Origin of the sequence: Microcoleus sp. S13C4 (assembly GCF_036700865.1) — a bacterium.
Lineage (GTDB): Bacteria > Cyanobacteriota > Cyanobacteriia > Cyanobacteriales > Microcoleaceae > Microcoleus.
On the sequence record NZ_JAUBPS010000005.1, the window covers coordinates 53,292 to 68,091 of the forward strand.

10 protein-coding genes are annotated in these 14,800 nt (G+C 43.6%); 7 read left to right on the forward strand and 3 right to left on the reverse strand.

Translation table 11 applies throughout. The features are described 5' to 3' along the window. Window positions 1-199: 199 nt before the first annotated feature. Window positions 200-2,923, reverse strand: a complete 2,724-nt coding sequence (locus QT996_RS03975; RefSeq protein WP_333044699.1) for a valine--tRNA ligase — start codon at window positions 2,921-2,923, stop codon at window positions 200-202. A gap of 158 nt (window positions 2,924-3,081) precedes the next feature. Between QT996_RS03975 and QT996_RS03980 the strand changes: the two genes are divergently transcribed. Next, window positions 3,082-3,459 carry a GxxExxY protein gene (locus tag QT996_RS03980; RefSeq protein WP_333044701.1) on the forward strand — a complete coding sequence of 126 codons (378 nt, stop codon included), beginning with the start codon at window positions 3,082-3,084 and terminating at the stop codon, window positions 3,457-3,459. Window positions 3,460-3,530: 71 nt separating this feature from the next. On the opposite strand, the gene QT996_RS03985 is transcribed toward QT996_RS03980, so the two are convergent. Then, the gene (locus tag QT996_RS03985) at window positions 3,531-5,183 is read right to left on the reverse strand and encodes an FAD-dependent oxidoreductase (protein ID WP_333044702.1); all 1,653 of its coding nucleotides are present in this window, start codon (window positions 5,181-5,183) and stop codon (window positions 3,531-3,533) included. Window positions 5,184-5,513: 330 nt separating this feature from the next. Between QT996_RS03985 and QT996_RS03990 the strand changes: the two genes are divergently transcribed. The 4 genes from QT996_RS03990 to QT996_RS04005 are packed head-to-tail and all read left to right on the forward strand — an operon-like array spanning window position 5,514 to window position 10,974. Further along, the gene (locus QT996_RS03990; protein WP_333044704.1) at window positions 5,514-7,616 is read left to right on the forward strand and encodes a GNAT family N-acetyltransferase; all 2,103 of its coding nucleotides are present in this window, start codon (window positions 5,514-5,516) and stop codon (window positions 7,614-7,616) included. A gap of 17 nt (window positions 7,617-7,633) precedes the next feature. Beyond that, window positions 7,634-8,071 carry an ASCH domain-containing protein gene (locus QT996_RS03995; RefSeq protein ID WP_333044706.1) on the forward strand — a complete coding sequence of 146 codons (438 nt, stop codon included), beginning with the start codon at window positions 7,634-7,636 and terminating at the stop codon, window positions 8,069-8,071. A gap of 45 nt (window positions 8,072-8,116) precedes the next feature. Then, window positions 8,117-9,721, forward strand: a complete 1,605-nt coding sequence (locus QT996_RS04000; protein ID WP_333044707.1) for an AAA family ATPase — start codon at window positions 8,117-8,119, stop codon at window positions 9,719-9,721. 56 nt (window positions 9,722-9,777) lie between these two features. Continuing rightward, on the forward strand, window positions 9,778-10,974 hold the full coding sequence (locus tag QT996_RS04005; RefSeq protein WP_333044709.1) for a 5-methylcytosine restriction system specificity protein McrC: 1,197 nt from the start codon (window positions 9,778-9,780) through the stop codon (window positions 10,972-10,974). 89 nt (window positions 10,975-11,063) lie between these two features. On the opposite strand, the gene QT996_RS04010 is transcribed toward QT996_RS04005, so the two are convergent. Further along, window positions 11,064-12,068 carry a phosphoribulokinase gene (locus tag QT996_RS04010; protein ID WP_333035850.1) on the reverse strand — a complete coding sequence of 335 codons (1,005 nt, stop codon included), beginning with the start codon at window positions 12,066-12,068 and terminating at the stop codon, window positions 11,064-11,066. Between the two features lie 587 nt (window positions 12,069-12,655). Between QT996_RS04010 and petH the strand changes: the two genes are divergently transcribed. Together petH and QT996_RS04020 are read left to right on the forward strand one after the other, a co-directional pair. After that, on the forward strand, window positions 12,656-13,861 hold the full coding sequence (gene petH / locus QT996_RS04015; protein WP_333044711.1) for a ferredoxin--NADP reductase: 1,206 nt from the start codon (window positions 12,656-12,658) through the stop codon (window positions 13,859-13,861). A 146-nt stretch (window positions 13,862-14,007) separates the two neighbouring features. Further along, entirely contained in the window at window positions 14,008-14,742 is a 735-nt protein-coding gene (locus QT996_RS04020; protein WP_333044712.1) for a Uma2 family endonuclease, read from the forward strand. Window positions 14,743-14,800: the final 58 nt, after the last annotated feature.

Below are 14,800 nucleotides of genomic sequence, written 5' to 3' on the forward strand. Positions count from 1 at the left end.
TTAACGTGTTTGTTGTCACTAATGGGTACAGCCTGGGAACAAGATTACAGTCAACAGTCAACTCTTAAAACAACTTTAGCCGATCGCGCCAGCGGTGGGTGAGAGTCAGTATTTTCATTGGAATTCCAAGATTTTTCGCCCTCACGCACCCTACAACTTGACTACAAACAGTCACCAGTCACCAGTCACCAGTCAACTCTTAAAACACCTTTAGCCGATCGCGCAAAATCTCCGCTTGTTTTTCGGCTTCCGCCAAAGCATCCCTCGCCCCCTGAACAACATCAGGAGTAGCCTTATCCACAAACTTCTGATTAGTCAAGCGCGCCGCAGTATGCTTAATTTCAGCTTCCACCTTACTCAACTTTTTTTCTAATTTAGCACGCAAAGCCACCAAATCCACCACCCCAGCGAGAGGAATCAATACTTGCACAGTACCGACAACCCCAGCAATTGTCTGTCCCAAATCTGCATCCAAACTAGCAGTAACTGTCAGATTTTCGACTTTGGCCAAATCCTGAATGTAAACACCTCCATCTGAAATTATTTGGCGTTCTTTCTCGCTTTCGCTTTGCAAAATCGCCGTCACCTTCACACTGGGTTTGATATCAGCATCTGCCCGCAAATTGCGAACTGTGCGAATTGTACCGAACAACAACTCAAACTGCTGTTCTAATTCAGCATTAATTAGCGAGATATCCGCCTCTGGATAAGCTTGCAAAGCCAAACATTGATCATCACCTGTTTGAGTCAGAGTGTGCCAAATCTCCTCAGTAATATGTGGCATAAAAGGATGCAGTAGTTTCAGAATCCCTTCCAACACAAAAGCAAAAGTTTGCTGTGCCACTTTCTTAGAATTTGGTTCAGCATCCTGTTGCAAGCGGGACTTGACTAACTCAATATACCAGTCACAGAAATCGCCCCAAATAAACTCATAAAGTCCCTTCGCCGCTTCCCCCAAACCGTAATTTTCCAAACAATTGCGGCTTTGCTGCACAACTTGATTGTAGCGAGAAAGAATCCAACGATCGCACAATTCCAAACCACCTTCCCCAGAAGGACTTCCCAACTGTTGCGGAGTCTGTCCCTCCAAATTCATCATCACAAACCTGGCCGCATTCCACAACTTATTCGTGAAGTTCCGGGAAGCTTCCACCGATTTCGATTCATCAGTTTTGCGATCGTACTCCATGCGAATATTTTGACCTGCCCCTACCACTTCCTTAACCAAAGTGTAGCGCAAAGCATCAGTACCGTACTTACCAATCAATAGCAGCGGGTCGATACCGTTATTTTTACTCTTAGACATTTTCTGACCGTTTTCATCCAACACCAAACCGTGAATGTAAACAGTATCAAAAGGCATCTTTTCAGTAAAATGTCCGGCCATCATCGTCATTCTAGCAACCCAGAAAAAGATGATATCAAAACCTGTAACCAAAGTAGTTGTCGGATAGTAAAACTCCAAATCTTTAGTTTCGTCCGGCCATCCCAAAGTTGAGAAAGGCCACAACCCGGAAGAAAACCAAGTATCCAATACGTCTGGATCTCTTGCTAGCTGCACGTCATTACCAAATTTAGCCGTTGCTTTTTCCCTCGCCTCAGCTTCAGTTTTCGCAACTATAAAAGGTGTTGTATCAGTAATTTCTCCTTGGGTTTCGCTAACAGCATACCAAGCCGGGATTTGGTGTCCCCACCACAATTGGCGGGAGATACACCAATCTTTCAGCTTCACCAACCAATCGCGATAAACCTTTGTCCATCTGTCAGGAACAAAGACTGGTGAGTTACTTCGATCTAATGCTTCTAAAGCACGCTGAGAAAGAGGATCTATCTTCACAAACCATTGCGTAGATATCAAAGGTTCGACCGGAACTTTGCCGCGTTCGCTGTAGGGAACTGTATGCTTATAATCTTCTATTTTAACCAAAACCCCGTCAACTTCTAAGCGCTGCACCACATTTTTCCGGGCAACAAATCGGTCTTGTCCCTGGAACTCTCCGGCATTTTCATTTAAAGTGCCGTCCTTATTCATAATATTAATAAACGGCAAATTGTGACGCTTACCCATCTCGAAGTCATTCGGATCGTGGGCAGGAGTCACCTTGACACAACCAGTTCCGAAAGTTGGATCGACAAACTCATCAGCAATGATTGGGATTTCGCGATTCACGATCGGCAAAGTCACAGTTTTACCGATAAGATGCTTGTAGCGATCGTCCTGTGGATTCACCGCCACCCCGGTATCGCCCAACATCGTTTCCGGCCGAGTCGTCGCCACCTCCAAATAACCAGAACCGTCCGTCAAAGGATAGCGGAAATGCCACAAATGGCCCTCAACTTCCTGCTGATCAACCTCCAAATCCGACACAGCAGACTGACTAGCCGGACACCAATTCACCAGGTAATTGCCGCGATAAATCAACCCCTCATCGTACAGACGAACAAACGCTTCTAAAACCGCAGCGGATAAGCCTTCATCCATCGTAAAGCGTTCGCGCGACCAATCGACAGACACGCCCAAACTGCGTAATTGATTAGTAATAGTATTGCCCGATTCAGCTTTCCACTCCCAGGCCCGTTCCAAGAATTTTTCTCGACCTAAATCGTGGCGAGTTTTGCCTTCTGCTTTGAGTTGTTTTTCGAGAATAGTTTGAACTGCGATGCTAGCATGATCCGTTCCCGGCAACCACAGGGTATTGCGTCCAGTCATGCGGTGATAGCGGACGAGGACATCAATCAGCGTCTCTTCAAAAGCGTGTCCCATGTGGAGGCTGCCGGTGACGTTGGGCGGCGGAATGACGACGCAGTAAGGTTCGCCGCCGGCTTCTGGGTCAGCTTTGAAGGTTTGGTTGTCTTCCCAGTATTTTTGCCACTTGGTTTCGGTGGCTTGGGGGTCGTATTGGGGGGGTAGGTTTGCGGTCATTGGCGAGAGGGTGCAGGTTTTATATTAAGATTGTGCCACAGGAGAGGGAGGAGAAGATGTTTGAACCGCAGAGGGCGCAGAGGGCGCAGAGGGAAGAGTGTTGGGAGGGTTTTGGATTATGATTGTGATTATTGGTTTGAGAAGAGGAGAGAGGAGAGTTGGGAGAGGATCTTAATGAGTTGACTTATGCTGTGATTGGGGCGGCGATGGAGGTTCATCAGGAGTTGGGGCCGGGGTTTTTGGAAGCGGTATATGAGAATTCGTTGCGTGAAGAACTCTCGCGCCGGGGAATTCCTTTTCAACCTCAACCTACAGTAAATGTAACTTATAAAGGTGTTGTGGTTGGGGAAGGCAGATACGATATGCTGGTTGCCAACACTATCGTAGTTGAATTAAAGTCAGTCCAAACTCTACTTCCTATTCATGAGGCTCAAGTTATCTCCTACCTCAAAATGACTGGTTATCCTCTAGCCCTTCTTATCAACTTTAATGTCCGCTTTTTAAAAGAAGGAATTCGCCGCCTCATCCTCTCCTAACAAACCGTCTCATCCCTCTCCTCTCTGCGCCCTCTGCGCCCTCTGCGGTTCATTCCTCTTAATATCTTTAATTATTTCACCTCCTTATAATCCACCCCATAACTCGTATCTCTCCCCGACAAATACGTCGTTTTCCCCGTTAAAGTCTCCAGAGTTTTTTTCGTTTCAGCCGAAGTAATCGAATTCAGCGGCACGCCGAACTTGCTAGCCAAACCAGCCGCCACGCCCACACCTTGTCCTTGATAAATATTCACCGTCGCAATTCGCCCGACGGATACAGCCATACCCACATAACCGGACGATCGCCCGACAATAGCTAAATTCTTGACTTTGCTAGCTAAAGCACTTTCTATGCCGAAATTATACACTGGCAGCGGCGGAATTCTCGCAGATAAATTCTTGACTCCGCCCCGCATATCGAAATCGTAGGAAAAACTGCCGATCGACTTTTCGGGTACTGTTCCCCCTTTGATAATCTCCTGCCCCGTCAGCGGATCTACCACATCGCGAACGTTCAAAGTTTGCCTGATATAAACCTCGTCTGGAAGAAATACTCTCACATCTTTACCAGACTTCTTTTGTAGCCAGTATTGGAGAAATGACATTTCTCTAATCATTTCAGGAGTCGGTTTTCTGCCGTTAGCTTCCATCTTCATGATTTGGTCAACTTGGTATTTAAACAGAAACCCGTTCCAGGACAGCACATTTTTGTTATAAACGCAGACATTGCCTTTATCAAAAAAGAATCCTTTATTTTGACTAAAGGGCATATTTCTATCTATGTGATACGCTGCGCCTATCGCTACGCTTCTGATGTCGTAGCCGTCTGTATATGGTTGATAGATGGTACTCCAGAAATTTCTCATCCAGAATTTTGTACTAGCCGGATCTTTAGATTTTGTAATGCTTTCTTTAATTTTCTTGACCAAAGGGGTGTTGTAGAGAATTTCATCTTCTATTCTGCGGAAATCGGACATCGTTATCCCTGTAATTCTCGGAACTACAGAGACTGCTAAAGTTTCATTTTTGGCTTTTATATTTTGAGATTGATATCCTGTATAATAAGATAATCCAGCTTTTCTGGCTAATTCGGCGTCTTGAGTTACGTCAATAAAAGAGTTGGCTTTAATGGTTAAATTTCTGCCTTTTACTTCGGCATATTCGATTTTTTTATCTACGACGCGGGGAGTAAGAGTTGAGTTGGAAATAACTTTGACTCCTGCTGCAGAAAGCATCTGTTTGAGAGCTCGATCTGCCTTTTTTGGATCTAAGCAAGATTCGGGCGCATCCGCTTTATCTAAGAATTCCTTAAAACATTGGGCGTAGGGTTGGCGATACCAACCGGGGATTTTATCTACATCGATGTAAGCTAAACCGCCGCGGGTGAGTAAGCCGCCCAAAGGAGCACTTCCGTAGTTCGATCGCACGATCGCAACTTTGCCCTTTGCGCCTAAAGTTTTCTTAGCCCATATCGCCGCACATATCCCCGGTACTTCATCGCCATACACTACTACATCGAACTTTTGCTCCGGTGATTTTTTGGGAGTTACCGGAGGCGGGCTGCTGGATTTTTGCTGCAGAGTTGCAGCGTCTAAGGTAGCACTTGCTGGGTCTCTATTTGCGATATAATTTTCTATTTCTCGGAAAGGCGGATAATTAAGTAAAAGTTTTACGGCGGCAAAGATGATTGCAATTGAAGCTAGTTTCTTGAAAGTAGAGAGCATTCAGTTGACTCGTGGATAAATTTGCAATACCTGAAAGCGCACTTCAGGGTTTACGGAGTTGAATATAGCACGTTTAGATAGTTTCGACACAAGTTTAAATTTTCCGGCAACTGTTGTTAGAGGTTTTGCCAGTGTTACTGGTTTGGCAGGGCAATTGATGAGGGTAAGGATGGCGGGTGCGATCGTACTTATATGACTCCCGACTTTCCCAGCGGCTTGTAATGTGATACTGAGAGGGAAGGAAGGGCGAGATAGTAACCCAAATCATTGACTCAGTGACAAAATTAGATCAAACTGAGGTATGGCCGAAACTTGAGGAGGTACAAACAAGTGACAGCAGAAAAACAGGTGACGATCGAAGCAATTGACCATACATCCCCTCATTTGCAAACCGTTATAGCACTAGGTGATGCCAATAAAAAAACTCTGGGCTTGTTACCAAGAGATGCTTTTGTAGAATACGCAATCAAGCGTATGATTCTTGTGGCTATCGATGCCGAGCAAAATTGTATTGGTTATCTGCTATACCGGAAGGCGCTCCGAAAACACGCAATTGTTATCGTTCATCTTTGCGTCAATCCGGCATGGCGCAGCAAAGATGTTGCTAAAAAGCTAGTCAATTACTTAAGTCAAAAAACTCAGGATTTTTATCGCCTTGAGCTTAAATGCCGGCGCGATTATGGCATAGACGGAATGTGGTCTAAATTAGGCTTTGTTCCCTTAAATGAAAAAACAGGCAAAAGTAAGGAGGGTAAACTTCTTACAGTTTGGTGGCTAGAACACAATCATCCCAGCATATTTTCTTATGCTGCCAATCAGAAACTTGAATCTAAACTGTGTGCGGTCATCGATACAAGCGTTTTCTTAGAATTACACGGAAATAAAGAGCTTAAAACTACAGAATCGGACTCTCTGCTGGCTGATTGGTTGCAGGACGACTTGGAGTTATGCATCACTGATGAAATTTTCAAATCAATCAACAGAATTGATAATGCTACTTTAAGAGATAGCAAACGTTCCCTGGCTAATAGTTTTACTCAGTTGTTGTACGACAAAACGCGACTTGAAAGTATTTTACATTCTATCGATCAACTGTTGACCGAGCAAGCTGTAATTTTTGATAGAGCTACAATAAGTCAGTTAGCTATAACTATTGCTTCGGATTGCCAGGTATTTGTTACTCGCAACACAGAAATTTTGAATTTAGCTGATAAACTTTATAATAATTTTACACTTGAAGTAATTAGCCCAACAAATTTAATTTTAAAATTTGATGAAATTCGCAGAAATGTTGAATATCAGCCCGTTCGCTTGGCAGGTACATCTGTCAAAATGAAACTCATTCAGAGATTTGAACAATCTCGATTACTTGATAGTTTTTACGCTAGTGAACAGGGCGAGAGCGAGGGAGATTTTAAACAAAGGCTGCGCCATGTTATTGCCAATCAAGATAAATTTAAGTGTTATGTTTTTTTAGGAGATGAAAATCTCCCCCTGGCTTTAATTGTTTTTGAGCGACAGCAAGCTGGCGAACTAAAAGTAACAATAATGCGAGTTCGTCCAGGTGCTATAGCAGCTACACTGGCACGGTACTTGGTTTTTTATTCTATATCGCTCTCAGCCCAGGAAAATCGACAGTTTACCAGGATTATTGACCCGTATCTGGAAGATACAGTTTTACAAGCTATTCAAGAAGATGCTTTTGTTCGAGTTAATGATGGGTATTTGAAGGCGAATCTTGCTGTTGCAAAAACAGCAGAAGAACTATCTAAGGAACTTGCCGAGTTAAGTAATTTAGGAGAGGAATACAATTTTTGCCTTAAGATTGCACAGACTCTTAATACCAGCGAATTAACTCAAGATATAATAACCATGTCTGAGCTTGAACGTCACCTTTGGCCAGCTAAAATTATTAATGCTGACTTGCCTACATTCATTATTCCTATTCAACCCACATGGGCAAAAGATTTGTTTGATGAAGAGTTGGCTAACCAGTTCCTCTTGGACTCTCAAGCTGATCTAGCGCTAAGACGCGAACTGGTGTACTATAAGCGAAATAATGGTGGGTTAAGACCTGGTGTTATTGGTAGAATTTTATGGTATGTTAGTTCCGATACATCATTTACTTTTGGAACCAAAGAGGTTAAAGCTTGCTCTAGGTTAGATGAAGTTATCATAGACAAGCCGGAAAAATTATATAGACAGTTTCGCCGTTTAGGTATATATGAATTAAAAGATTTAATGACAATAGTAAAAAACCAACCCGATGAAGATATTATGGCTATAAGATTTAGTGATACCAAGATTTTCACTAAACCGCTGACATTAAACCGGCTTCGGGAAATACTTGGAAATAAAACAACGGTTCAAAGTCTATTTAAGATTTCAAAGGAACAATTCGGAATCATATATAATCAAGGAACCGCGATTTAAAGAAAGGATTGTAACCGATGTCAAGTATCTTGCTATTATCTATTCGACCGGAATACGCCAAGAAAATATTCGACAGTAATAAGACAGTTGAATTGCGGCGCGTCCGCCCTCGATTATTGAAAGAAGGCGATCTGGTATTAATTTATGTTTCCTCCCCGGAAAAAGCTGTATTCGGTTCATTCAAAGTGGATAATATTATAGAAAAACCAATTGCAGAACTTTGGGAGGAGGTTGAAGACAAAGCGGGCATTTCCTGGGAAACTTTTTATGACTATTATCAAGGTACAAAAACAGGTATTGGAATTTTTTTAAAAGAGATTCACAAGTTTAGCCAACCAGTAGACTTACAGCGTTTAAGAAAAAAGTTACCTGAGCTTAAACCACCCCAAAGTTATCGTTACATTACGGATAAACAGTTGAAAATGGTCAAAGATTTAGGAGGATGTTCCAGATAAATATTTACTACAATAATTTAATAATCAACAGTTGGCAATAGCAGTATGCTAGCGGAAAAAAAAGCTGAGTTTGTCAGGCTATTTCAGGAATTTGTCAGCTCATATCCCTACACTCCCGATGGGTTGCATCACACAGCCGCTTACAAGAAGCAGCGTCAGCAGGGGCGTCGCAATTTTGAAGCCATCGCTGCTGCTGTTGAGTCTGGAAAAGATGTCACTGAATCTATAATGTTGAAACTTCTACCTTACGAAGACTCTCCTACTAATCGACAAAGGGGAGCCTGGATTCATATTAATCCGTGCATAATAAAAGGGTTATTATGGAATTCAAAATCGTATAAAAAATTGTCATTAATAGCGCCAGTAAGAATGGCCCAATTAATTTTTTATTTAGTCTGCTGTTGTAACGACGATCCGAGTCAGCTATATTCGGCCTGTAGAGAGTTTTCAGAAGAAATGCGCGTCTCCTTGTTCGGCGAGATAGGGATGCTAACGCCTATCCTCAATGCTCTCCGTCCCGATGACTTTCTCGCGATTAATGACAAGTCAATACAGGTTATTAACTATTTCGCCAATACTTCGTACAGCAAACAGCTAATAGACTACTCCTATGCTAACTTAACCGGACACAAGCTGATAAAAGAATTAACTAAAGAAATGCACCAGACTGGCGTTCCATCTATCCGAGAGGACGATGTATTTGATATGTTCTGCCACTGGCTTGTAGAAATAAAAAAATATGACTTTCCTAGTAACGAAGTACCATTATTAGATGAGGCAATTGTGTTTGAATACGCTGTAGAAGAAGTACAGTTGCAACCGGAATATCTTTTGAACCAGTGTGCCGAAGAAACTGGCTTTGACGAAACAGAACTAAACCGCTGCATACGCACAATCCACCGCAAGAAACAAGCCATCCTGCAAGGCCCGCCCGGAACCGGAAAAACTTTCATAGCGGAAAAACTAGCCAAACATTTAATCGGTGGCGGCGATGGCTTCTGGGAACTGATACAATTTCATCCAGCCTATACCTATGAAGACTTCATTCAAGGCATCCGACCGCAGAGTCAAAATGATCGATTAACCTATCCCATAGTTCCCGGTAGATTCCTCGAATTTTGCACAAAAGCTGAGTCTCGTCGAGGCACTTGCGTTATCATTATTGATGAAATTAACCGTGCAAATTTATCTCAGGTATTTGGAGAGTTAATGTATTTGCTTGATGACCGCGATCGCACCGTTAAATTAGCCAGTGGCGAAGAATTTATAATCCCTACAAATGTCCGCATTATCGGCACAATGAACACAGCAGACCGTTCTATTGCCTTAGTCGATAACGCACTCCGCCGCCGCTTCGCATTCATTCCCGTATATCCAAACTATGAAGTGCTCCGACAGTATCACCACAGAGAGGAAACAGATTTTTCAGTTGATAAATTAACTAGCATTCTAGAAGATGTCAATCGCGCAATTAACAACAAACACTATGAATTAGGCATCTCCTTCTTTTTGACAAAAACCTTAGCTGAAGATATCCAAGATATTTGGGAAATGGAAATTGAGCCATACCTCGAAGAATACTTCTTTGATAACCTGGAAAAAATGGATGAGTTTCTCTGGGATAATATTAAGACAAAATTGGGCTATTGACACTCTAACGCCGTCATTAACGCCGATACAGTGGCGTTACTGCATCCACCACAATCATGAAACCAAAATCCAGCCGAATTATCGAACTTACAGAATATCAATTAGCAACTTTTGAACAAGACTCAATCCCCGAATCAGTAGGACAAAAAATATACCATAATTATGCCAAGGAAATCGAGATAGAATTTCCCAACTTTAAAACAAAATATCAATGGCACTTAAAATCTAAAGGCAGAGTGGGCAACATTCCCATCACTCCAGAATTTCACATGGCCATCCGCCCAAAGGTTCCCATAAACAACCTCTTCGGAATGATTGACTATGCCTACAACCTTCAGATAAAATTTCCCCAAGGAGCGATTCAGTGCCAATCTTTAGAACAAAGTTACGAGACATTAGCTAACATTCTTGCCAAAAAAATTCTAGAACGCTGTCGCAAAGGATTATATCGCGATTACTTATCCAAAACCGAAAGACTAGCCTCCATTCGCGGTCGCGTCGATTTGCGGTCAGCCCTGCAAAAACCTTGGGATGTTAAACTAAAATGCCACTATAACGAACAAACAGGCGATATCGAAGATAATCAAATTCTGGCTTGGACACTTTTCATCATTGGCCGCAGCGGTTTGTGCGGTGAATCTGTCTCATCCACTGTGCGAAAAGCCTTTCACGCACTCCAAGGATTTGTTACATTAAAACATTTTAAATCAGAAGCTTGTATTGATAGAAATTATCACCGTTTGAATCAAGATTATCAACTTTTACACGCCTTATGTCGATTCTTTTTAGATAACACAGGGCCTAGTCACGAAACAGGCGATCGCGAAATGCTCCCTTTTCTCATAGACATGGCTAATTTATATGAACAATTTGTCGCTGAATGGCTCAAAGCAAATACACCAAAAGGCTTTTTTGTCAAACAACAACACCGAGTCACACATGACCAAAACTATTTCGATCGGATTGACTTACTGCTGTGCGATATTGCAACAAAAAAAGTCCAATACGTCCTCGATACAAAATACAAAGTTCCCGAGCAAGTAGCTAGTAATGACCGTCATCAAATAGTTGCTTACGCAAATGCCTTAAAGTGCCAAAATGCAATTCTCGTCTACCCGCAAAACCTCAAACAGCCACTAGATATAAAAAATGACGATATTCGAGTTTGCAGTCTAACTTTTTCCCTAGATAGCGACCTGAATGAAGCCGGAAAAACCTTCTTAACCTCTCTACTTCCACACACCCTCCCCTAACTCTACTCTGCGCCCTGTGCGCCTCTGCGGTTCATTTCCCACAAAAAAAGAGGCGCAATTGCGCCTCCCAAATCTTTCATGTCTGCGTTCTAAACACTAACAGCCACTTTCGCTTCTTTTGCAGTCAACTTCTCGTAAGTCGCCCGCATCTTCAATCCCACTAACACTTGGAACAAACCAGTTCCATTGTTGGAACCAGGATATTCGCGGTGCTGGAGCAACAGGTGAGTTAACTCGCCTTCATACTTCGCAGAAGTCTTGCTCAAATGGCTTTCGATGTAAATAACTTCTTCGAGATTCTCGAATTGACCATCTACTTCCAAAATCGAGACTTCGTGACCGTAGAAAGCGTCAGGCCCGTAGTACATCTTAATTCCGGGATAGGAACAAGTCAGCTTGCGGCCGCAAGGAACCCAGTTAATTGTTGAACCTTCGTCAAACAAATACGCAGGCTCAAAATTGGCGATGCCTTCGCGCTGGATCATCTGCACGCGCAGAACCTTCCGCTCTTTGTCATCTTTAATCAAGTTGGTCGGCAATACTTGAATTACCACATCAGCATATTGCTTTTGCGGGTCGATGTAGGCGGTAAAGTCCGGTTTGCGAGCATTGATCGCAAACAGCACGTCTTCGTAACGGTGGCCCCGTTCCGCCATGTCGCGCTGGATTTTCCAAGCAATTTTTACCTCGTCGCTAATGTCGAGGTAGACGCTGAAGTCGAGGAGCGATCGAACTCGCTCGTCGTACAGGGGATGCAGCCCCTCAATCACAATCACGTGATTCGGCTCTACCCGCTCAGGAGGATCGAGCAGACCAGTTTCGTGGTTGTAAATCGGCTTGTCGATCGCATGACCTTCTTTGAGAGCCTTCATTTGCTCGGCCATCAGGTCAAAATTATTCGCTCTCGGGTCAAGGGCTGTAATCCCTGTTTCCTTGCGCTGCTTGCGATCGAGACAATGATAGTCGTCGAGGCAGATTACAGTAACGAAATCTTCCCCGAACAAATCAGTCAATCGGCGTAAAAAAGTAGATTTTCCGCATCCGGAATCTCCGGCAACGCCAATTAAAACCACGCGATCCGGCTTACTTGTCATAGTTTCCCTCTAACAAAATCACTGTTTACTAACTAACTCAACTCTAGATTCCACAAAATTTCAGCCCGCAGGTAGCGGCAAGCAGGCTTTGTGCTGCTTTGCTACCCCGAGAGGATCAAGTTCTCACCAGCATACAGCAGTGAGTTGACTGCCTGCCCGGGAAGACCCAAGCAATCTTCAAGGCAAGTAATTAATACTAACTTTAGCGGTTAATCTTACCAGAATGCGTCGGCCCCCTACAAGCTCAACCTCATTAAACTGCTCGAATCTTCCTTTCTCTGGTGGGGCGCTCCCCAAATCACAAGGACTTATCGGGGCAGATCCCCCGATCGGGTAAAATATTGGCAGTACGCAGACAACAATAGCTATAGGTCAACAGCCGAACGCAATAGGGCTCGGTGAGCGCGGCGTTCGGCTACTAGGGATTTGATACGCGAGCGATCGCAACTTCAACACTCCTGCCGGCGTGGCGAGGCCCAAAAATTGGCGCGGCCAATTAGTCCCGATGGCCTTAAGAAAAAAGTAAATTGAGTCTAACGTCACATTCTCTTTCTTTATAACTCTGTATCGTGAAGGACAAGCAACAAATGTACAGCCCAAGCATATCTGGTGTGGCGACCAACTCAGAATCAGGCAGCCGCATCTTTGTTTACGAAGTGGAGGGTATGCGTCAGAGCCAAGCAACTGACCAAATAAGTAACCCGATTCGCCGTAGCGGTAGCGTATTTATCTCCGTGCCCTACGATCGCATGAATCAGGAAATGCGCCGGATTGCTCGCATGGGTGGAAGAATTGTCAGCATCCGCCCCTCAAACAGCGCTCCCGAAACAAATGGCAAAGTCGCACCAGAAGCAGGGCTACAGAGTCAGAAATCTGGAGAAAAAACTAAGCCCATGACTCAAGCCAAGGAAAAAGTTCAGGTTCCTGTTAACCTCTACAAACCGGCCAATCCCTATATTGGTAAGTGCATTTCTACAGAAGAATTAGTCAGAGAAGGCGGCGAGGGTACAGTCCGTCACGTCAAATTTGACATTTCTGGAGGCAATTTGCACTATCTCGAAGGTCAAAGTATCGGGATTATTCCCGATGGGACCGATAAAAACGGCAAACCTCACAAAATTCGGCTGTATTCGATCGCCTCCACCCGTCACGGAGACGATGTAGACGACAAAACAGTCTCTCTGTGCGTCCGCCGCCTAGAGTACAAAAGCCCAGAAACCGGTGAAAAAGTCTTTGGTGTTTGTTCGACTTTTCTCACCGGTTTGCAACCTGGAGATGATGTCAAAATCACCGGCCCGGTAGGCAAGGAAATGCTGTTACCCGACGACGAGGAAGCCACCGTGATTATGATGGCTACCGGTACGGGTATTGCTCCTTTCCGCGCTTATTTGTGGCGGATGTTTAAAGAAAACAATCCCGATTACAAATTCAGAGGTTTAGCTTGGCTGTTCTTTGGAGTTGCTTACACTCCCAACATTCTCTATAAGGAAGAGTTGGAGCAATTGCAGCGCGAGTTCCCCGATAATTTCCGCTTGACTTATGCCATCAGCCGCGAACAAAAAAATGTTGACGGCGGCAAGATGTACATTCAAAACCGGATTCAAGAGAACGCAGACCAATTGTGGGAATTGGTTCAAAAGCCGAATACTCACACTTATATCTGCGGTTTGAAGGGTATGGAAGGCGGAATTGATGAAGGAATGTCTGCGGCCTCTAGCAAGTACGGCGTTGACTGGGCTGGCTATCAGAAACAGTTGAAGAAAGAGCACCGTTGGCACGTTGAAACTTATTAATGTGTTACATGATTTAATCTGATTTGTAGGGTGGGCTTGGCTCGCCCTACAATTGTTTTAAACAGTTTTTAGTTTTAAGAAACTTGAACGACCCACAAAAAGTGTACAATATACAGTAAGCTCACCGAAAAAGGGAGATAACTGACATGGTTATAACTTCTACCCAAAAACTCACCTTTGAAGAATATCTGAACTATCAGGGAGAATCAGGTGTTTGTTATGAATTATATCGGGGCAATCTGATCGAAATGCCAACACCTACAGCAATACATATCAAAATTTGTGAATTTTTAGTTTATCAGTTCCGGCGCTTCTTTGCAGCACACAACCTACCGCTAGTTGCAATTGTGACTACCGCAGTCCGAACTGAGGAAAACTCTTCTCGCATTCCTGATGTGGTGATTTGCACTGAGAGTCTGTGGGAACAAGTCTGCGCGCAACCTGGTTCCGCAGTGCTAGATTTTGAAGAAAAACCGCTGTTAGTTATCGAAGTTACCAGTCAAAATTGGCGGGACGACTACATTCGCAAACGGGCCGAATATGACTTAATTGATATCCCTGAATATTGGATTGTAGACCCAAATCAACCGAAAATACGAGTATGCAGTCGCCCGGAAAATGAAGGCAGTTATTCTCATCAGGAATTTTTGCCGGGACAGCAAGTTCAGTCTGTACAGTTCGCTGAATTTATTTTATCGGTTAATCAAGTGCTATGTCCGCCCCTAGTTGAAGATTTAATTCGAGAAGAACAAGCACAGCTTCAGCAACTAGAACAGCAAAATCAGCAACTAGAACAGCAAGTTAATGCAGAAAGGCAGCGGGCAGAAAGATTGGCGCAGCGGCTGCGAGAAATGGGGATAGAGATGGATACAGAACTTTAAATTGCCATGTAAAATCTGGATTAATTAGTCATGTAGATCCCGGACTTTTTTAAGAAGT

Coding starts and splice junctions, on each gene's coding strand:
- QT996_RS03975 (WP_333044699.1), bottom strand. CDS start 2,923: ATGACCGCAAACCTACCCCCCCAATACGACCCCCAAGCCACCGAAACC.
- QT996_RS03985 (WP_333044702.1), bottom strand. CDS start 5,183: ATGCTCTCTACTTTCAAGAAACTAGCTTCAATTGCAATCATCTTTGCC.
- QT996_RS03995 (WP_333044706.1), top strand. CDS start 7,634: ATGTCAAGTATCTTGCTATTATCTATTCGACCGGAATACGCCAAGAAA.
- QT996_RS04000 (WP_333044707.1), top strand. CDS start 8,117: ATGCTAGCGGAAAAAAAAGCTGAGTTTGTCAGGCTATTTCAGGAATTT.
- QT996_RS04005 (WP_333044709.1), top strand. CDS start 9,778: ATGAAACCAAAATCCAGCCGAATTATCGAACTTACAGAATATCAATTA.
- QT996_RS04010 (WP_333035850.1), bottom strand. CDS start 12,068: ATGACAAGTAAGCCGGATCGCGTGGTTTTAATTGGCGTTGCCGGAGAT.
- petH (WP_333044711.1), top strand. CDS start 12,656: ATGTACAGCCCAAGCATATCTGGTGTGGCGACCAACTCAGAATCAGGC.
- QT996_RS04020 (WP_333044712.1), top strand. CDS start 14,008: ATGGTTATAACTTCTACCCAAAAACTCACCTTTGAAGAATATCTGAAC.